Origin of the sequence: Flavobacterium poyangense, from assembly GCF_011751075.1 — a bacterium.
In the GTDB taxonomy this organism is placed as follows: Bacteria; Bacteroidota; Bacteroidia; order Flavobacteriales; family Flavobacteriaceae; genus Flavobacterium; species Flavobacterium poyangense.
Genome location: NZ_JAALLN010000005.1, coordinates 229969 through 250453, shown reverse-complemented (window position 1 = coordinate 250453; position 20485 = coordinate 229969). Strand labels below are relative to the sequence as shown.

The 20485-nt window shown below is 35.0% G+C and carries 14 protein-coding genes; 11 read left to right on the top strand and 3 right to left on the bottom strand.

The genetic code is table 11. The annotated features are described in order from the left end of the window. Positions 1–121: 121 nt before the first annotated feature. Entirely contained in the window at positions 122–820 is a 699-nt protein-coding gene (locus tag G3A47_RS11695; protein WP_166922465.1) for a hypothetical protein, read from the bottom strand. A gap of 27 nt (positions 821–847) precedes the next feature. Continuing rightward, the gene (locus tag G3A47_RS11690; RefSeq protein ID WP_166922463.1) at positions 848–1567 is read right to left on the bottom strand and encodes a tail fiber protein; all 720 of its coding nucleotides are present in this window, start codon (positions 1565–1567) and stop codon (positions 848–850) included. 423 nt (positions 1568–1990) lie between these two features. Between G3A47_RS11690 and G3A47_RS11685 the strand changes: the two genes are divergently transcribed. Continuing rightward, positions 1991–2245, top strand: coding sequence for a hypothetical protein (locus tag G3A47_RS11685; RefSeq protein ID WP_166922461.1), 255 nt, complete (start codon positions 1991–1993; stop codon positions 2243–2245). A 125-nt stretch (positions 2246–2370) separates the two neighbouring features. On the opposite strand, the gene G3A47_RS11680 is transcribed toward G3A47_RS11685, so the two are convergent. Beyond that, positions 2371–3054, bottom strand: coding sequence for a S24 family peptidase (locus tag G3A47_RS11680; protein WP_243860426.1), 684 nt, complete (start codon positions 3052–3054; stop codon positions 2371–2373). A gap of 435 nt (positions 3055–3489) precedes the next feature. Between G3A47_RS11680 and G3A47_RS11675 the strand changes: the two genes are divergently transcribed. From G3A47_RS11675 to G3A47_RS11630, 10 genes are all read left to right on the top strand, one after another. Continuing rightward, a complete protein-coding gene (locus tag G3A47_RS11675) occupies positions 3490–3765 on the top strand; it encodes a hypothetical protein (protein ID WP_166922459.1) in 276 nt (91 codons plus the stop codon). A 13-nt stretch (positions 3766–3778) separates the two neighbouring features. After that, positions 3779–4495 (top strand): DUF3164 family protein, encoded by a 717-nt coding sequence (locus G3A47_RS11670; RefSeq protein WP_166922457.1) that lies wholly within the window; start codon positions 3779–3781, stop codon positions 4493–4495. Between the two features lie 721 nt (positions 4496–5216). Beyond that, positions 5217–5462: a hypothetical protein gene (locus G3A47_RS11665; RefSeq protein ID WP_166922455.1), complete on the top strand. Its 246-nt coding sequence runs from the start codon at positions 5217–5219 to the stop codon at positions 5460–5462. Between the two features lie 290 nt (positions 5463–5752). Next, on the top strand, positions 5753–6040 hold the full coding sequence (locus G3A47_RS11660) for a methyl-accepting chemotaxis protein (protein WP_166922453.1): 288 nt from the start codon (positions 5753–5755) through the stop codon (positions 6038–6040). Next, positions 6037–6489, top strand: a complete 453-nt coding sequence (locus G3A47_RS11655; RefSeq protein WP_166922451.1) for a CHAP domain-containing protein — start codon at positions 6037–6039, stop codon at positions 6487–6489. Before G3A47_RS11660 ends, G3A47_RS11655 begins: the two co-directional genes overlap by 4 nt. Positions 6490–6515: 26 nt before the next feature. Further along, complete coding sequence (locus tag G3A47_RS11650) at positions 6516–7013, top strand: hypothetical protein (protein ID WP_166922449.1); 498 nt, start codon at positions 6516–6518, stop codon at positions 7011–7013. 30 nt (positions 7014–7043) lie between these two features. Beyond that, the gene (locus G3A47_RS11645) at positions 7044–9221 is read left to right on the top strand and encodes a hypothetical protein (RefSeq protein ID WP_166922447.1); all 2178 of its coding nucleotides are present in this window, start codon (positions 7044–7046) and stop codon (positions 9219–9221) included. Further along, the gene (locus G3A47_RS11640) at positions 9221–12154 is read left to right on the top strand and encodes an EndoU domain-containing protein (protein ID WP_166922445.1); all 2934 of its coding nucleotides are present in this window, start codon (positions 9221–9223) and stop codon (positions 12152–12154) included. Before G3A47_RS11645 ends, G3A47_RS11640 begins: the two co-directional genes overlap by 1 nt. A gap of 17 nt (positions 12155–12171) precedes the next feature. Beyond that, the gene (locus tag G3A47_RS11635) at positions 12172–12546 is read left to right on the top strand and encodes a hypothetical protein (RefSeq protein ID WP_166922444.1); all 375 of its coding nucleotides are present in this window, start codon (positions 12172–12174) and stop codon (positions 12544–12546) included. 575 nt (positions 12547–13121) lie between these two features. Beyond that, positions 13122–20465, top strand: coding sequence for a hypothetical protein (locus tag G3A47_RS11630; protein ID WP_166922442.1), 7344 nt, complete (start codon positions 13122–13124; stop codon positions 20463–20465). Positions 20466–20485: the final 20 nt, after the last annotated feature.

Genomic DNA, 20485 nt, shown 5'->3' with positions numbered 1-20485 from the left:
TTGCCATTTGTCTAATAAGCTCAATCTTAAACATGTTAAGCTATGAGCAAATGCAATCGAAGAATCATTTGATTATTTCTTTATAGGCCCTTTTTACGAGGCTTGCACCCAACAGCAAATATTACTTATCTAAGGCCTTCGTTTCAAAGGCTATCGGGTTATTGGTCACTCTGAACCCTGCATTTTTTATGGTGAAGTTTCCGAATGTAATTTCTTCTCCCTGTTTAGTCGTTACATCAAAATCAAATGTATTTTGAGTGATATTAAAATAAAATTCATTAAAAACAATCGTCATTTCTGCCGGTTTTTTACCTCCTCCGAGTTCCGGATAAGTTGGTGTACTGCTATCTCCTGTTTTGTTCTGAATCCAGTTGACCAGACTTTTCAGTTTAATATTCGATCCGTGTTGCCCTCCTTCTTTGTCACTAAAATCAATTAGCCAGTCCGCTTTTTTATTCTTGGCAGAAGGCAAGTTTCCAATTCTCACGCTAACAGTAGCTGCAGGCTCTGAATTATCCGTCGGGCCAATTTCCAGTTCTCCGTTAATACCAAAGCTGTATTTTGAAACATCTGTTAATCCGCTTATGGTATATTTAGTGCCCTCTTGGCTGATACTGCCATTAACAGCTCTTGCTTTTACCGTAGTACCATCACTCCAGGTCACCTGAATATTATCTGAAGGTTTCCAATTTAATGTAGCGATTCCGTCCGCCGAAATTATAGGTGAAAAATCTGTTTTATTGTCGAATTTACCTAAATCGGTATCCGGTACTAAAGCTGAATTAGTCAGATTTTTAATTTCTTTAATTGTTACTGCCATGATTGTCTATTGATTTTAAAGGTTAAACTAATATTTGATTATATAATTAAGACTCATCCATTTTGGGCGATTTGGGCCTTGAGAAGAGCCGCTAACACTAGCAGGAAAAGAAACTAGTACAGAATGATCATGCTCACCACCAGGTTCGGTAGCGGTATTTTTAATATTCTCTCCACCAGTATCAATTCCAGAATAACTGCTACCGCCAAAGTCTCTTTTATACCAGCTTTTGGGAAACTTATGTGCATGAAAACCATCTGAACTGGTTTTAAAACTATTCGAAAAAGCATTTATCGCATGATTATGCAAATCCGGTTCTCCCTTGCTTCCCAACTTTTCAGCCGGAACCCGATTATCTCCTCCCATAACAAATCTCTCTCTTAAATCCGGAACATTAAATCTATTGTTGTCAGGGCTACCGTAAACGATTCCAATTACATTATAGAGTTCATTTTTATCACCATTTCTGTCGTAAGAAGCCCCATCGCAGAACAACCAGCCCGGTGGTGCAGTATTTCCGGCAAAAATCATAATGGATCCCACAGGTGAAACATTCCCCGTTTTGTCAGCAATTCTTCCTTCGGCTTTAATTTTTCCGTTTACATGTAATGGTTCTAATGGAGTTGCTACTCCAATACCAACATTACCGTTAGGCAGTATTTTTAAAGCCTCATCTTGTGCTAATAAGTTTTGGGCATTTAGAATTAAGCTAATAAGAAAAATTGCGGCACATATTTTTTTATTCATCAGCGGGGATTTTTTTAATGATTTAAAATCGTTGAATATTCAGAAAATCGAACTTATAACATTTTTCGAAATCGCCTCTAAGTAGAAATACCTGAATAAAACAATATTGAATCTTTGACCGGTCTGTATCAATTAACTTCAGTTTTAACCAGAGATGAGGAATTAGCTATCAAGCTAAACAAATGAAAATTGCATACTTTAAAACTATCCGAAACTTTGTTACTGACAGTCCATACAGGCTACGCAATCCTAAACGGAGGATTCTCTTTTAAAATCAGGACATAAAAGACTGAAACTACTGACTTTGCTAATCGAAAAAATTGGAAACCGCACCCTTGAGTTTTAAATTTGTTCTCGATATCAAAAGCAAATTTAGTATCACAAATTAATCTTGTTACAAACAAACTTTACTTTCACAACTACATGGCACAATCAACAAACCGAAGTCTAGGCACGCAAAGAAACAAACTGCTTCGCTACAAACTAATAAAAGATCTTTACAACAAACACAAAACAGAAGATATTCCCACCACTGTTGTCTGGCGAAAATACATTTGTCCAATCTATCCTATTTCACGAACTACACTATATGAAGTTTTGTGTACACCGATAACTACTGAACTAAAAAAAATAGAAGAGGCTATTTATAAAAGTAACCAACAACAACTTTCTACTTAAACTGCAGGGACGTACTCCTAAAAAATAGAGATAGATCCATTCGTTAAGTACATTATAGAATAAAAAAAACGAAATTCCAAATCAATGAAATTTCGTTTTTTTATACTTAATACATGATTAGTTCTCTACATCATCGTATTGATTCGAATACTTGCTTTAATAAGTGCCAATGCCGAAATTTTTGAGATGTGAATGTCTTTAGGCTGATGATGTGAATTCTGACTAACCAGTTTTACAAACTCCTGACCTTGCTCAGATTTCTGAACATACTTAACCGTAATGTATTCTTCCCAGTCATTTAACTTAACACTTAACAAATACATTTCTCCAAAAAAGATATTTTCGAACTCCGTTTCTTTATACAAAACAATATCTCCGGATTTGAGTAGCGGATACATACTATCTCCAGTCACAGAAATAGCCCCATCACATTTTGGAAGATTTGGAATTTTGATCGTATCCAGAATTCGCTGCGGTTTTCCACTTTTAAACAATTCCCTTAATCCCGCTACTGCTTCCAAATCATATAAAGGTATCTCTTGATTTACATACAACGAGTCCATCGTTTTTCTGTCTTTATTCATAATTACAATATTAGCATTATCTTCCTTAATCATAGGCCCATTTCCGGTTAACAACCACTCTGAATTAATATCAGCGTAATACTGTAATATTTTACACGCCTTGTCGGTACCCATATTGCTGCTATTATCCAAAAACTTATTAGAAAAGCCCAAGTCATTACAAAACTTATACTTACTAATCCCTTTAAAATCAAGATACTCACGCATTCTTTCCGTTGACCCCATAAAAAGATGTATTTTTCTACGTTAATTATTTGTTTTAATGTATTATTTTACATTATATTTGCAAAGTAAAGAAAAATAATTCTCAAAAACAATACCAATGCATACAAATTTATGGAATACAAAAACAAACCAAGCCGCTTCAAATAAACACAAACAACTAATAAACAAACATGTAAACTCTTTTCAAGAATCAAAAAACAAATAATAAGTCATTACGCTAACCGGTAACAAAACTACGAATCACATGTAGTATTATCCATCAATAACCAAAAAACGCAACAAATATTCCTTAGTTAATTACTTAAATATGATGAGAATATTCGAATTTCATTAAACTTCACCATTTAAAAAACCGCTTAATTGAAATACTATCAATCCGAAAAAAAACATCAGAACCTAATATCAAATACTTGTAAACCTTATTAGAAAGAAATCATGAATAAAAATCAAATCGAAACAAGAATTGCACAATTATATCTTGCACTTCAGTACTGCTCAGAAAGAAGAAAAACTTTCACATCCGGAGAAAGAATCTGCATCAATCAGGAACGTTTTCAATGGATGCATATTCTCGACGGTGAAAGCGCTACTCCTCGCCCCGTTTCACCGACTATTGAAAATAAACTAAAAGAAGTTTCGAAACTTGCTGTTCAATACAACTTCAAACCTTATTACGGAGATCCGTTTAAAGACGAAATTTTAATATACTAAAAAACCACCTATTATGAGCACTCCTTTAACAAACCCAACAACGCCGGTTCTGGATTTATCGCAATTTTCAGCCCAACAATTAAAAGAAGCTTTGCATCAAATTGAAAGTAAAAAAAATGAAGAAAGAGACACTTACAAAAAACTGGTAGCCGAAACAATTCCAAAAGCACTTTCAAGGTTACATGAAACCTCAGAAATGATGCGAAATGCAAAAACAGAGACCTTCAAATTGTTTGAAACCATTCTTGATTTAAAAAATCAGGTTTATGGCTTTAAAGAAAAACAAATGTCGCATACTTTCTCTAATGACCGCGAAGAAATCACAATCGGATATCGCATCAATGAAGGCTGGGACGATACTGTTACTATTGGTATTGAAAAAGTACAGCAATATATTGCATCACTTTCAACAAGCAAAGAAACGGCATCGTTGGTCAAGATTGTTTTTAACTTGCTTAAAAAAGATGCCAAGGGAAACTTAAAAGGTTCGCGCGTTTTGGAGCTTCAAAAACTGACAAAAGAATTTAACAATGAAGAATTTACCGACGGTGTTGAAATTATTGCTTCTTCTTTCAGACCTGTGCGTTCCAGTTGGTTTATCGAAGCAAGCCGAATTGCAGAAAATGGTACAAAAACCAATATTCCGCTGTCAATCTCTTCAGTAGATTTTTTACAGGGATACGCATTTAATTTCTTTAATCAGCAAAACAAACAAAATCATGCAGCTTAATGACGATATATACATCTCCGTAATTTTAACAATTCTATTGATTGCAACAAATTTAAAACCAATACTTTTATTCAGAGAATGGTTCTATTTTAGAATGAGAATAATCTTAAAACTCTATTTAAGTAAACTTAAAACCAAAGTCAGTTATCAGTCTCAAAACCTGACGAATAAATAATTATAAATGAGTTCAAAAACTAAAATTTCAGTATTGACTTCTCTACTAAACAACACCAGATTGTTAACTACTATTAAAGCATCGTACTTAAAAATCATGGATTAAAAAATACTCTAATGTTCCGAGTATAAGGTAAAAAAACAGTCCTCCAACAGTAAAAAGCGGTTCCTCTTTTTCCTCATGAGGAGAAACAAGAACCGAGAAGCAAGCAATTTCTGCTTTAAGAACAAACAGCCAAAAACGCATCCTTTTTTTAGAATCCGGATTTGAAAAAATTCCGGAAACGGAGTTCTTACGCGGGAATTGCTGACTCAAATTGTTAAAAAATAACGAACACGGCCCCAGAACAGGGTCCGATGCCAAATGGCTTTAGAGAAGTGTAAAACCATTTATTAAAAATGATCAAATGGTTTTGGCTGTTTTATTTACTATATCACAATTCTCATTATTCAAATAATTTCTAATTCTGATTGCATCATTATTTAAACTACTCTCTCATTTTCAAGAACCTTTCATCCTTTTCTATCATTCTAAATACCACATCTTATGTCTATATCTTCAAGCAGAAGCCTCGGAATTCAAAAAAATAAACTATTACGCTACAAACTTGTTAAAGAATTGTATCAAAAACACAAAACGGAAGATATTCCCACTACCGTAGTGTGGCGTAAATATGTGTATCCCGTTTACCCTATTTCGCGAACTACTTTGTATGAAATTCTTTGTACACCAATCACTTCAGAATTGCGAAGAATTGAAGAGCTAATAAATAATCAAGGGAAACCATCATAACTTAAAAAAACAAATCTGCAATGATGATGCAAAGATGCATCATTTAATACTCTAAAAATGAGGTTTGTTCTTCTTCTGAACAACTCTGTAAAGTCCTAGAATACAAATGTACACCCTCCTTGCATTTGCTTTTTTTAGGGCTTTTTTTACCTAATATTTGCAATCTCAAAAGGATGTAACTCCACCTCAGCATCTAAAAAAAACTCCGATTGCGTTTCCTCGTCAAACAACTCTCTGGTAATCTGACCAAAATAATTCAAACCCTAATACTCAAATTTCAATAACTATCAATGGAGCAATTTTTATACCCCACTCTAACCGCATTCTTTGCCGCATTTATCACCTGGTTTTTCTCTATGCGAAAATCACTCGCCGAAGATCGTTCAGCCGAACTTGACAATACCATAAGTGCCGTAAAATATTACCGTGATCTTCTCGACGATCTCACAGCAAGGCTTACTTCTGCTACCGACACCATAAAAAAAATGGAAATACAACACAAAGAACTCATGCTCATCAACCAACAACTGGTTGATGAATTGCAAAAATTTAAACAGCTAAACGGAAAACAGTTATGACACTCCCCGAAAAAACTTTAGAAATCGCCACTGCTCAGATTGGTGTCGAAGAAATGCCACGAAACAGTAATGCAGGCCCCGAAGTCGAAATTTACCTAAGAAGCGTCGGACTAGACAAAGGACATCCCTGGTGTATGGCTTTTGTTTACTGGTGTAATCAGAAAGCTTCGCAGCAAACCAATCAAAAAAATCCTTTAAAGAAAACCGCGGGTGTGTTGGATCAATATAATTCGAGACCTCTTTTGGTGCAAAAAACACCTCAGCGCGGGGATGTTTTTATTATGAATTTCAAAAATGGGACGGGACACACCGGCTTTATTGAAAAAATCACAGGAAATACTGCATTCACAATTGAAGGAAATACCAACAATTCCGGCAGCCGAGAAGGTTATAAAGTTGCCAGAAGAAAACGTGACCTTACAAACATGACAGGCTTTTTACGCTTATAAAATCAAACTCTTAAACCCTATTCTCTATGACTCAAAAACTAAAATTACCATGGCTTTTATTCATTCTTGTCCTGATCCTCATTTCCTGTCGAAGTCCGAAACCGGTACAAAACGAAAATAAAATCCAGACCATCACCATCACCGAAACTTTACATGACACTGTTTTTAAAATAGCAAATGACAGTAGTTCCTACAAGGCACTACTGGAATGCCTTAACGGAAAAGTAGTCCTTAAAAATGTTATTCAGGCCGAAGCGGGACGCATCTTAAAAAGCCCAAAGGTTCGACTTGACAAGCAAGCACTTTCGGTAGACTGTCACCTCAAAGAACAGGAACTATACGCCGCCTGGAAATCGAAACAAGTTAAAGAAGTACAGGAAAAAACAATTACGATTACCAAGTTTGTCAATCACTTAACTTTTTGGCAGAAGATACAAATCTGGATGGGGAGATCGCTACTTCTGGTAATGGTCTTTTTGCTTCTGCGATTTGTTTATAAAATCTATAAGCCGGTTCTGGTTTAAATAATAATTCTTAAAAAATCCAATCAAAATATGTCTTCACTATCTCATTTTTTCGTGGAGTCAGGAGGGTTTGTGCAAAATCAGCAACAAGCCTTTGGTCCCCATTCGGACACCGAATTTAACCTGACCTCCAAATTCACTTTAGATGCTCCTAAAAAGGCTTATGCAATCTGTAAAGGAGTTGTTCTGATACAACCTCAAACTGCCAATGCTGAAAAAGTAAATCTTATTCTTCGTCCATACAAACAACCATTTCCGGGACTAAATATCAAATACTTTGTATACAGAGGCCTGCAAAAAAGTGATTTTTTTACAACAGCCGCTAATCCAAAAATTATTCCCGACAATGGAGTACTAACATCAGATTTTATCGCTCACATAAACAAAGATTTTAATGATTTTCACCGCAATCGCAAAGATGCACAAGGTACTCTAATTCCCATACCGGATTTTTCTGCTAAGTATATTGGTTATGATGAAACCATAACTGACCTCACAACTTCATTGTCCGATTTCTTTTTTAAAGAATCTGAATTTATAGAGATTAACGGCACTTTTAACGAAAAAAATAATTTCGAACTTCCCTTAATTGATATAGGTAAATCACTTGGCAATTTTGCACAAGGCGAATGCGGTATTGATGTTGTTTTAAACTATGGCGATTACAAAAATAATTTTGACAATGGAGAATTTGTTTTTGATCTAGAATATGCTCGTCAAACCGATGCTAAGATCATACTCTCCGGTACTGATTTGCAAAAAAAACTACAAAGAGAACAAATCATACAATTTATTGATATCGCCGCTTTTTATGGGCTTTTTGTTCCTAAAGGCAATGTAAACATTGTTAGTGAAGGAGTTAAAAATTCTAAAAAGGACACTGAAATTTTTAACAGTATAATCAATAATTTCTACACCAAAAATAGCTGGTACCTCTACATTCAAAGTGATCGTACACGTAGTTATGGTTTCTATGATGATAGCGAGATTAATTATAAAATAAATCCTATAGATTCCGCTAACTTAAAAATAGGTTTATTGGCAGATTCAGAAACCGGAATTGTTCCAATGACGTCCATAACTTATGGAACTTTCGGGTGGCCGGTTATGATTAACAATCAAGTACAGGCAAATACGATTACAGCAAATAATCTCTATCTGCAGTTTACAACCGACAACAATAAAAATGCAGCTTTTTATGGGCAGATTGCTAAAATTGCTAATGCCCAAAAGGACAATTTCATTAATGCCGATGGTTTACAATTACCTCCTGATGAATCCGGAAATTACAGTAATCTAACCTCAACTATTCAACTAACAACACCTGCTGTACAAGGCAAAAATATTGCGACACTTACTATCTTACTTTACCAAGGAAAAACGGATAAATATGCTGTGGGAACGACATTTGATGAAAATGAAAATTCTGTTACTCTATATAAAGAAACAAACTTTTTTGATAATGTCTTCCATTTAATTAACGCTCAACCTTTATTAAAATTAAGTGATACCGATAGTTATTCCAGATTGACTTCTGAAAAATTAAATATTGTCAATGAATTTTACGATAAAAAACAACAAGGCATTTCAATAGTGCAAACTCTTAGGGTAAATGATATTATTGAAACCGGAATTGAATTACCCCCCGCAGTTTCCCGTGTCACATATCTAACAGAAGTAAGTGATACAATGAATAATGCTGTTTCTGCAACCGGAAATACAACCTCAAGTACCAAAACAACAGCTAGTGCAAGCGGTTCGGTAACGAAAAATAAAACCTATATTTTGCCGGATCCCTATTATTATAATATAAAAATCTTCACTGATAATTTACAAATCATTACAGGGTTGGAATTAAAAACACTAGATAATTCTACTCCAAATAAAATTATTCTGGGATTAACCAAAAGCGAAAATGAATCATTGAGAGCGTTAATTACATCTGACAAAAAGAATCCTCGTCTCTTTTTAATAGATCTCTTTGAAGATGGTAGTGAATTATTATCTCAAGAAAACATCAAATACCAGAAATACAAGGCTGCAATCGTGGCCGAAAATGCTGAAGGTAAAAATGAATTAATACAGCCGGAAGCTCCAATTTATATTTACTCACTTGATCGAAACTATCATTTTACTAGGGGATATAGTGAGCATGTAAAAGAAGACGTAAAAAAAGAATTAATGTTAGACCTAGACTTATCTTTATAATGGAACAAGCTGCAATTTTAAAATCCGGAAATGTTGTTAAACTTACTGGTTTAATTAACCCCAAATATACCATATATGGCTTCTTAAATTCATTTGAAACTGTCGTTGATGGCGTTACAAAAAAATTTAAAGAAACAGTAAAAGAAGATTTCAGGGCTATCGATTTAGCGGGCCAAATAGACAAAGACGTAATTGGTGGTTTCTATGAAGAAACTTTTTTTCTGGAATATTTTTTAGATGAAACTAAAGAAAAACTTCATCAATTAAAAAATCACAAATACACATTCAAATCAGCATCAGCGGGAGATGAAATAATTGTTAAAAAACTAAAAGTTGCTTCTCCGTATACAGATTTCTGCAAAATTGAAACCTATAAATGGCTATACCAGCCTAATGTTCCTATTGTAGATTATGCAACCTGGCAGATTAGTATTCCGCCCGAAGCTTTTCCAAATCTGGTAGCAAAAAACATTGAGTTAAGCAGTACTGCAATGCAATTTTACAGCCATAAAATCGGGTTGTTTGTTACACCGCTTTCAGATGTAAATGACAAACAGGCTAAGGCCTTTTTACTTGCCAAAATGGCAATACAAATCCACTCTATAGAAAATATCTTTAATTTAGTTGAACTAAATATAGATACTGATTTTGGTCGGTACATAAATAGTCAAAGATTCGAATGGAGTAACCAACCAATATTTGCAAATCCAACTATTTCAGTCTTGGAGGATTACATGCTAAATTTAACCCATTTTTATAAAAGTTTCTATGCAAATTACATTTCGATTAAAAAGGCTACTAAAAGAGAACAATTCTACTGGTTAGCAAGATGTCTTTCTGCTGAAGCGTTGGCAACAGTTCCTTCATATGATAAAGTTAACTTACTGAAAAAGATTAGTGATTATAGTCATCTTTTAACGGAATGGAATAATGGAGAAGAACTAGCATTAAAAATTATACAATCTTTCACTTTTGACTCAGTATCGGCAGCAGAAAGAAACTATTTACTGCAAATGCTAATGGAAATTCAAGTATATCAGCTTACAAATACATATAACCAAAAAAGTACTTATGATACTAAACAAACCCTTTTTGAAGTATTATATTTAAAAATAGACGATAACAGAACGGGGAGGTATAATTTTGGACCACTAGAATATACTTTTGGATTACTCGAAACTGAAGATAATAGAAAGAAATTTATTTTGATGTTATATCAAATATGGAAAAAATCAGAATACAATCCTATCTATGCAGATCCATCCTACTCTCAACCTGCAAATATTTTTGGAGTATATCCTGAATCATATTATATGAAATTAGTTAGTGATGAAGGAAATACAATTCAAAGAACAAAGTATTATGATAATGTAACTTCTCCAGCAATTCTGGCATACGACTCGGCTACCAATCATCAAACAGATTCCTCTTTAATATCAACAACAGATGAATACATTTTGGGTGAAATTAAGGGCAAAAAAATAGAGATCCGCAAAAAAAGTACAACAAGAGAAACTAATTTTAAAAGCTTAAAAGAAAACAATCAAAGGGTAACAAGTTTTACTTATTTATATGGTACCTATGACCTCTATCAACCCATTTCGATTATAGGTTTTAAACCTGATTCAGATTTAGTTGAAACTTTTAAAGATCCCGAAACGCAGATTAATCTAAACAATCCTATTCCAAATATTCCTGTATTCTTTTTATATTATATGCAAGATTACAGCGATTTAAAGAAAATAGATTTCGGTCTTGCTCTTGTTTATGCTGTAGCAACAAGTTTAAGTGGAATTGGAGCTTTAAACAATCTAAAGTATTTGACATATTTATCAAAAGTAAGATCTGTTTACACGGGGACGGCTACTGCCGCAGAAACGGTATTGTTTTGGAGAGCGGTAGAAGGATCGCACAATGCAGTAACATTCACCGCAGATAATTTATCATCCCTTAATGATTACATCAATACTACAACGACTGATCCTGATATAAAAGCATTTACAGAAAAAGCTAATGTATGGTTTAACACTTTAGCAGTAGTTACATTGAGTACAGATATCATAGTAAAAAAGAAACTTTTTGATGCTACAGCAGATTTAATGTTAGAGGAAGTAAAACTAATTGAAGTAGGCAAATCGTCCGGATTGAATGCTGAGGTAATGAATGCAATCAAATCTGTCTACGATGCAGCCGCTTTAATTACTGAAATGCTTCAGAAACTAAATAACTTACCATCTAATGTTTCCAATAACATTATAGATAGATTTAACACTTTTACCGATGAAGAAAAATATGATTTCTTTGTCTGTTTTTTCAACCTTAAAAAAAGGACAGACTGGGCAAAGCTAAATTTTCTTCACACCCGAATTGTAAATGGTATTCCAAAACAATATAATCTTGTTGACATTTGGGAAAATGAAATTAAATTTTTAAAAAATCAAAGAACTGTTGACTTTTTAGAAGCATATCGTATCATCAGTAATTCTAATGAAATAGAAATCGGGATTTTTAAAGGTCAAATCAAATCCAAATTACTTAAAAAGTATCACAATTCAGCTCCTCCTTATACCGATAATCAATATCAATGGATTGCCAAAGGGGTCCACCACAATGATGCGATCCAAAATGGAACTGCAGTAATAATAGGTAATACAACTACTGTTGGTCCACAAGGCCTCGGTTATTATAAAGCTAAAGTCAAAATATATGATCCAAATTGTCCAATCAATGGAGGTTGGATTATAAAGAAGAAAAACAGTACCTTTTTTCCTAATACCTGGACAAAACAAAAACTACACGAAGAATTAGCTTTTGCATATAATAATAGAGCGCTTAAAAACGGGCATTTAAAAGGACGTATGTCTGATAATGTTGAAGTTGTTTTTTATACTGAGAATGGAATTATAAAATCTGTTTATCCAAGTTTTAATTAACCTAAAATTTTAATTATATGAATCCTGATTTAATAAATAAATACAAAATTAACTTTGTAAATTCAGTAGAACAATTGGGTAACGGCCCCAGGAGAATAGCCAAATATCCAAACATTCAAAATAAACATTTAAACTTATTTGTATACGAATGGTCAAATCCTCAAGAAATTAATGAAGATTTGTTACCCGATATTGAATCTGCTTTACTGGATACCAATTATGAAGAAAGTAATGCCAGTGAGAATATTAGCATTATGATATATCAAGACAGGGTTGAACTTTATGATGATAATGCATTTGTCTATGAATTACCAACTACAGATTTTAAGCAAATAGTAATTGGCTGGCGTGATTTTTTATTAACTCATCCGTTAAATGGAACGAAAGTTTAATAAAATCAATTGCGCTTGTAATACTTGGTAAACCAATACAATTAAAATACAATCTGGAGAAAAACTTTATAGCTTCCATACTAAGCTTGTTGAAGATATCATTTTACTCCAGGTAAAACATTTTCTTCTAGTTTAATTAAAGAATTCTAATGGCAGGATGCCAACTAATAATTCCATTCGAGCATCCTGCTTATTAAAACATCATTTAAGTCTTTACAAATAAGATAGCCCTATTGAATATAGAACGGATTTAAACGATTAGCTTCCCTTTTTCCTATTAGCTTTTTCCAAAAACTATTTTTCAATTTTATCCGTTCACTGTACAACTTTGTAAAGCCCCGGAACATCAATGTCAAACCACTAAGCAGCTATTTTTCAAAGCCCGCTTTTAAGTCCATCTTTACACTATCAGAAGAAATAAACGATTGAAAAACAATAAAAAATCGATCTGATAGTGGCTCTAGACCTAAATGGATCAAGACAGTCTACTACGGAAAACTGATCCAATTTTAACACAACTACTATTTACTATTCCAGAATACAAACAAAACTAAAGTCAAAAAACAAATTAGAATATGCCAACTAATCCAATTCCTGCAGTTCCAATTCCTACAGCAAGATATTATCCCCGATTATCCGAGATAGTCACTGTAGATGATTTACCTGAATTTTTATCGTTTGTCGAAAATGGTTTGAATTCCATCTTTGATAAAATCCATTACAAAAACCTTCAATACTCAAAAGGATATCGCGGTGATTCTGCTTTTTACAGCCTTGATATTGTAACAGGCGAAAAACTAGCTATTCCTTTGCCTTTTGGTCTGGGACTTATACTTAATCCAGATCTTAATGGAAACTCTTCTATTTCATCATTTCCAATTACCCTAGAATACCAATGGGAAATTCTGGCCTTCCTCAAAACTTTTAGTTCAAGTACTTTTTCTTTTTCTGTCAAAGATTTTTATTCTGTGGGATTGCAGGTTTTTCGCATTAGCGAAGAACAAGTTATAGCTCACATGTTAAATACTTTTGTTGTCGCTCAGGCAGGAAAAACAAAATACGAGCAGCTTTTAGCCGATATCAACACATTACCGGAGCTTGTTGCTGCTCCTGGCTTTACTGAATTAAAATTCCCTGAAGGTGTAGAACAATCGATCAATGGTATTGTTACTCTTATTAACAACAGTACATTCATTAAAGAATCTATTCCTTTGCTATTGTTTGCTATCTATATTTTAAAATCAGATCTAGGCGAAACCAAGCAAAAACTACAGGAATTCTATAATATTATGGTTCCTGATGGTATTGAGGCTCATATTAAAAGAATTATTACTCCAAAGGCCAAAGCGTCCTTAGCTTTGAGTGCAGGGATTGAATTCCCTCGAAGCATACTAAAACCTGTTACTGACAATGGTGCTCCTTTTGGAGAAGAGCAAGCAAAATCGATGTTTGTTTTTGGCAAAGCACAATTGTATGCCGATACCGAAGAAGGGATTGGTTATCAGTTAGAATTAGGAGGATCACTAGCCCCTTCTAAATATGCTATGATTGGTAATACGGGATTAATTCTTCAGTTGGATACTTTAAAAGTAGATCTAAGTAAAAAAACAAATATCCCTGAAGCTGATATCGATGGCCGTCCAAATGATTTTGTTGGTGTTTATGCACGTGCGGTTTCGGTTGCGTTGCCTTCAAAATGGTTTCGCAATCCAGATGAAAAAGCCAACAAAACAATAAGAATAGGCGCTTCAGAATTATTAGTGGGTACCGGTGGACTTTCTGGAAAAATTTATTTGGAGACCATACCGGATACCACCAATACATTTAACTATTTCAATGACAAATTCGGTTTCAACTACCCAATTAAGATGTTCGAAAGAGGTGCAGATGATGTTGCTCATAAAAAAGAAATAAGCAACTACCAATCATTACTTGTCTTCTTACAAGAATTAAACAGTAAAAATCTACCTTATTCTTTCGATTACCCTTTATCGTTAAAAACATTGCCAACGATAGATTCTACTACTGTTAAACCGGCTACAACTTACTCTTTTAATGATGCTAAAGAATATCAAACCTTTTTATCAGCATTATATCCTGATAACACACTTTGGAAAACTATTGGTTCTTCTGAAAATGGATTCAAAGTAGGCTTCAATAAATTTGACATAACTTTCAAACAAAACAAAGTTGTCGAGTCCAATATTAAGGGAGCCATTGAAATTCCTAAGCTTAAAAAAGGCGATAATCCGTTTCTTGTTGGTGTTGAAGGGCATTTGTATGACGATGGTGATTTTAATCTTACAGCTTCATTCTCTAAGGAAAATCCGCAAAAAGCCAATTTGTTTGATTTGGTAGATCTTGATTTCCATAGTTTTGAACTTGGGAAACAAGATGACGATTACTATTTAGGTACTTCCTGTACGGTTTCTTTCCCTGAAACAACTTTAATGGGAACCTTAATGGAGGGAAAAGGATTTAAAGTTGAAAAACTGCGTCTTTACAGTGATGGTAATATTGAAGTTGAAGGAGGTTCCATTCCTATTCCTGTGAGTCTCGCTGTCAATCTGGGACCGGTTAAAATGTCAGTCACGAACATTAACTTTGGTTCTACACAAATTAACAACCGCAAATATAATTTCTGGGGATTTGATGGCGCTATCAGTATCAACCCGCTTGGGGTAGATGCTCGTGGTGAAGGTATAAAATACTACTATTCTACCGATGGGGGACCAAAAGATTCCTTCTTAAGGATACAAACCATTGAAGTCGATCTTATTATTCCGGGAACTGCAACCGAAGCCTCTGCTATGGCTATCATTCACGGTATGATTTCACTTCCTGAACCGGGAAAATCTAAGGAATTTATGGGAGAGGTTTCCTTAAAACTGCCAAAAGCAAAAATTTCCGGTGGTGTAGGCATGCGTTTTATGCCTAAATATCCGGCGTTTTTAATCGATGCTAATATTGATCTGCCGGTGCCTATTCCGTTGGGATTCCTTGCGATTTCTGCATTCAGAGGTTTATTAGGTTTTAGATATGTCGCCACAAAAGAAGCAGCGGGATTAAAAAAAGAGGATTCCTGGTACGACTATTACAAACATCCGAAACCGGGAATTAACATCAGAAAGTTCAGCGGACCTCCTGATTCTATGCAGTATAGTACCCCCTTCTCTATTGGTGCCGGAGCGACCTTCGGGACGGTGGCAGACGGTGGACATGTGTTGTCTTTAAGAGCTATGTTGTTATTATCACTTCCTACTTTATTTTATATTGAGGCAGGATTAAATGTTATTTCCGGACGACTGGGGCTTATCGAAACCGACCCTAGTAACCCGCCTTTCTTTGCAATGGTGGCGTTTGGTGACGATTCGTTAGAGTTAGCTGCCGGAGCAGATTTCAGCATTCCAAAAGACAGTGGGCAAATTTTTCAGCTTCATGCATTGCTAGAGGCCGGTTTTTTCTTTAAAAATCAAAAACCATGGTATGTTAACATCGGATCGAAAAAGGACCCGATCACGGCCCGAATCTTAACGCTCTTTACTGCGAAAGCCTATATTATGCTTTCAGCTCAGGGAATTGAAGCTGGTGCCCGATTGGAATTTAAACTGCAACAAAGTTTTGGTCCGGCCAAAGTAAAGTTATGGGCCTATCTGGAGTTGGGAGGAAAAATTTCGTTCAAGCGTCCGCAAATGGGAGGTTATATTGCTGCCGGCGGAGGTATTCAGATCAAACTATGGATCATTAATGTTGAAATTGCCCTAGACACCATATTCTCTGTAGAATCATTCAGACCATTTTTGATTTATGCGAAACTGGAATTAAGTGTTCGTGTAAAAATTGCCTTTGTAAGAGTTCGTAGAAACTTTGTAGTAGAACTTCAATGGGACATTAACCGAACTGTTGACCTTACTCCTTACAGTCCGCTTCCAATGGGCACAGAAGGTGACGGAGAAGACAACAGAACACTCGAAAATGTAAAAGGAGTTCATATGCTTACCAATCAAGCCTTCGCCCTTGATTATTTCCCTACGCTCCCGGATGGAAACGCTATTAAAAAAGTTATTCCTTTGGATACTTACATCGATATTAAAATGGCCAAAGGGCTATTGCCAAATTCCGATTTATCTACAAAAATTGGAGGTTATACCGGTGACGCCAAAAACTATACCGATATGATGCCTCCGGTGAGCACTCAGGCAGGAAGAAAACTGCGTCAGGTCAAACATCAATATGCTATTAAATCTATTGCCATTAAATCATGGAATGGGACCGCCTGGGAAAACTATCATCCGTTTGAAGCTGTTGTAGAAAATAAAACGGCAACAAGAGAACTTGTACAGAACTTACCTTGGGCGCAATGGCAAAAAGCTATCGATCAATACGACAGTATTCGTGTTTTAGCAACGGATCCTTTTTCATTCTTAAGTGCAGGAGAACCCGGATGGCAAGTTCCGGAGCAATTTGGCATCACGCCGTCTAAACTATTCTGTAAATCTGAAAGTATTAAAAACGAGCAAACCAATTTCTTAAACAAACCAATTGGAAAGCGTTATTATGTTCCAACACAATATGAAGCTGATAAAATTAACGGATTGTACTTTAAGCTAATTGGCGAAGCTCCCGAAATTATCGAAAACAACAGAATCGAAGGTGGCGATTTTATGAGCATTACAGGCGGAAGAAACCCGCACAACTATCGCAAATCATTAAGCTTTGAAAATTATAATGAGCTGGAAATTATTTTCCCGGAATCTGCAATTGAACCAATATTAAAAATTACCACTCAAGCCAGAGAAGTTAAAATAAAAGCCTACACCGCTATTGTTAAAAAGGAAGGTGATAAACTGATTACTTACGAACCTGTTAAAATCAGAAAATCGCCAACAGATCCAATTGTTGAAGAGCTTAGCTACACCAAAGCGGAACTCTTAAAAGCAATAACCATATATGATGAAAAAGTTGATCCTATCTCAAAAACCAAAATTGATAAAATTGTAATTACTCCTATTGCTGCAAAAGCACAACGTATTAAGGCAATCCGAAATGAAATCGCAGCATTATTCAATACAACCTATAACGCTGCAAACGGTAATTCTACCATCTCAGTTCCTACTGATACAGCAAAATACAACCAATTACTGACAGAATTAAATGTATTAAAAATAGAAGCAGGAAATGATGTTATACCAAGCGAAGCACCAAATAATACTTTGAGTTTTACCCGCTACTACGGATACAAAGGAAAAGAACCTTTTGTTTTTGACAGAATGATTAAGTACAGAGACACTTACATTATCACTTTTCAGCCACAAGCTGATAAAACGGTTTTACTACAGTTAGACGCCAAAGGAAATATCCTGAGAGAACGTTTACTGGACGGTATTGTAACTGTAATTTCTACAGAACAAATAGGATATTTAACAATAATGCAATCTCTTAATGCTAAACAATGTAAAACAATTGGACAAGCGGTTGTTAACGATGATTTTATAGTAGGCTGTCAGATTCCGGAAGCTTCTACTCTATTAGCGGACCTGGATCCTTCGCTGGAGCCACTTTATTCTACACAATACTTTACTAATTCCTCACTTGGATATAATGATCTGTTGTATGTTGGTGAAGAAGACAAGTTGTGGATAAACACACTCCAAAACGAAACCCATATTAACTGGTTGGCTGCCGGCACTAATATGAAGCGTTTAAAAATTGACGTTGTTGTAGTAAAAGCGATAAAACTTAATGATACTGAATCCTGTTTAATTACAAAAGACAAGAAACTTATTTATTTACATACTGATATACAGAGAAAGACCATTACTATTACCGATACTAAGCTATTGTCGGATACGACCATAAGCGAAATTACAGATGCCGCTTTTGCAAATGGAAAAATCCTGCTTTCGGTGAAAAAAACGAATGAGAAATTCGCGCTTGTAGAAATTGACGGCACGACAACAAAAATGATTACAAACGATACCATTTTTGATTCTGCTATTCAGCTGTCCGGAAATGTATTAAATAACGAATCAATTTTCGCACATAATGCCAAGTATCTGTTTGCTTTTGATTTTACGATGCAGCTAAAACGATTAATTGAAAGAGGAAGTCCGGAAGAAAAGAATACCATCATCAAAGCTCAAAATGAAGCGCTGTCAAATGAAATCATAATGCTTTCTTCTAAACCTAAAGAAAAAGGGATCTATTTCTCACTATTCAATGATCAATTTGACAACTGTGCCTTGCGTCCCCAAGCGACTGTTTCGTTAATTTCAACTATAGGAACATTAACCAATTCAAACATTACATCAAGCAATCTGACACTTATGGATGAATTTATTTATGCGAATAAACTGAAATCGTCCAATTATATCACCACTAATGATATCCTCTGTACCAATGCAGGCAGCAATGATAAAGATGAAGAACTTTATTATAAAACTTCTGTACAAAGTATCGAATGGTTAAGTAAAGAAAGTCATTTCCATAATTCAACTATTCCACTTATAGAAGCCGTACAAGCAGACAATAAAGCTATGCAGGCCGCTGTACAAAATACAGTTCAGCCAATATGGAGACCAAACACAACCTATTGCCTAGATTTTGTCTTAACAGATACGGTAAACGATAAAAAAACGACAGAGTTTACCTATTTCTATGGCTTTAAAACTATGGGACCAATGGGTCACTATTCGGTTCCGGATCCAGTAGGGCAGCCAACTACGGCAACTAATGAACTTACTAATTTATCGAAGTCGCCATTGACTTCTTTGAGGCAATATTTAGATTACAACCGTTCGTATCCGAATGCCGATGGAAGTTTACTACAGGCAAAGCCCGTTTTCTACGGAAATGAGCAATGTAAGATCGCCTTATTTTTCTCCAATCCTTATGTCTATCATATGTTTAAAGATTGGGATGTCTACGGAAACAGAGATAAAATTGAAGCTAAGCTAAATCTGATCATTAAAGACCCGCTAAATGACGTTCTTATTCCGTTTCCGCTTCCTAAGACTCCTACATCCTACCCTAAACCGGAAGAAAAAGAGTCGGATTGGGTTTCTGATAATGACCCTAAAATTCCGTTGGGTATTCAAATGATAAACAACTTTATCACGGGTAATCCAAAAATGGATTGTACGCTCGTATTGGGTAAACCTTTAAAACCAAAATCGTTCGGATATGTTGTTCAATTAACAAATTTAAAACCTTCTAAACTTTATACGGTTTTAGCAAACAACTATTATAAAATGAACCCAAACAGTACAATAGAAGAGACTAAAAACACTCTGGTACATCAATTTGGATTCCAGACCTCGCGTTATAAAGATTTTAAAGAGCAGGTACTAAGTTACAAAGCTTCTGACGGGTCACACAAAGCCTTGTATGATGTAAAATTAAACCTGGCGCCGGATCAGATTGAAGCTTTATGGGCTGTAAGTAATGCTCAGCCTAATACGCTGAGTGACGGTATGGCGCTAAAATACCAGCACCCGTTTGACCGTGCTATCGAAGGAATTTTGAAAATGTCTCCTTTGGATCCTGCTCAAACTACGGAGGTCAATAAAATTATCAACACCAATACCAATGAAGTCATTGCACTTTTGATTCGTAATCCGGAACCTTTTAATATTCCTAAAATACCATTGAAAGAACTTAAAGACAGCATAAAAGTAGTGTATTCCGCTGCTGATGTCGCTGCTGATCCGACCAAGGTGCTTAATGAGTATAACGAGCAATATAAAGTACTGTATTCTAAAGATTACGCGCAGGTATTGCTTGTACATGATAATAAAAAAATACCAAAAATGGACTTAAACATCCTGTTTGAATACAGAATGTGGAATAATGAAGGTATTCAGGAAGGAACCAAAACGCCACTGACATTGTCTGTTGCTAAACAATTGTTGGAAATATAAATCTTTAAAAAAATAAGAAA

What these genes read in the sequence shown, in the direction of transcription:
- G3A47_RS11660 (WP_166922453.1), top strand. Translation starts at nt 5,753, where the DNA reads ATGGAGCAATTTTTATACCCCACTCTAACCGCATTCTTTGCCGCATTT.
- G3A47_RS11650 (WP_166922449.1), top strand. Translation starts at nt 6,516, where the DNA reads ATGACTCAAAAACTAAAATTACCATGGCTTTTATTCATTCTTGTCCTG.
- G3A47_RS11670 (WP_166922457.1), top strand. Translation starts at nt 3,779, where the DNA reads ATGAGCACTCCTTTAACAAACCCAACAACGCCGGTTCTGGATTTATCG.
- G3A47_RS11665 (WP_166922455.1), top strand. Translation starts at nt 5,217, where the DNA reads ATGTCTATATCTTCAAGCAGAAGCCTCGGAATTCAAAAAAATAAACTA.
- G3A47_RS11655 (WP_166922451.1), top strand. Translation starts at nt 6,037, where the DNA reads ATGACACTCCCCGAAAAAACTTTAGAAATCGCCACTGCTCAGATTGGT.
- G3A47_RS11690 (WP_166922463.1), bottom strand. Translation starts at nt 1,567, where the DNA reads ATGAATAAAAAAATATGTGCCGCAATTTTTCTTATTAGCTTAATTCTA.
- G3A47_RS11645 (WP_166922447.1), top strand. Translation starts at nt 7,044, where the DNA reads ATGTCTTCACTATCTCATTTTTTCGTGGAGTCAGGAGGGTTTGTGCAA.
- G3A47_RS11695 (WP_166922465.1), bottom strand. Translation starts at nt 820, where the DNA reads ATGGCAGTAACAATTAAAGAAATTAAAAATCTGACTAATTCAGCTTTA.
- G3A47_RS11640 (WP_166922445.1), top strand. Translation starts at nt 9,221, where the DNA reads ATGGAACAAGCTGCAATTTTAAAATCCGGAAATGTTGTTAAACTTACT.
- G3A47_RS11635 (WP_166922444.1), top strand. Translation starts at nt 12,172, where the DNA reads ATGAATCCTGATTTAATAAATAAATACAAAATTAACTTTGTAAATTCA.
- G3A47_RS11675 (WP_166922459.1), top strand. Translation starts at nt 3,490, where the DNA reads ATGAATAAAAATCAAATCGAAACAAGAATTGCACAATTATATCTTGCA.
- G3A47_RS11685 (WP_166922461.1), top strand. Translation starts at nt 1,991, where the DNA reads ATGGCACAATCAACAAACCGAAGTCTAGGCACGCAAAGAAACAAACTG.
- G3A47_RS11680 (WP_243860426.1), bottom strand. Translation starts at nt 3,054, where the DNA reads ATGGGGTCAACGGAAAGAATGCGTGAGTATCTTGATTTTAAAGGGATT.
- G3A47_RS11630 (WP_166922442.1), top strand. Translation starts at nt 13,122, where the DNA reads ATGCCAACTAATCCAATTCCTGCAGTTCCAATTCCTACAGCAAGATAT.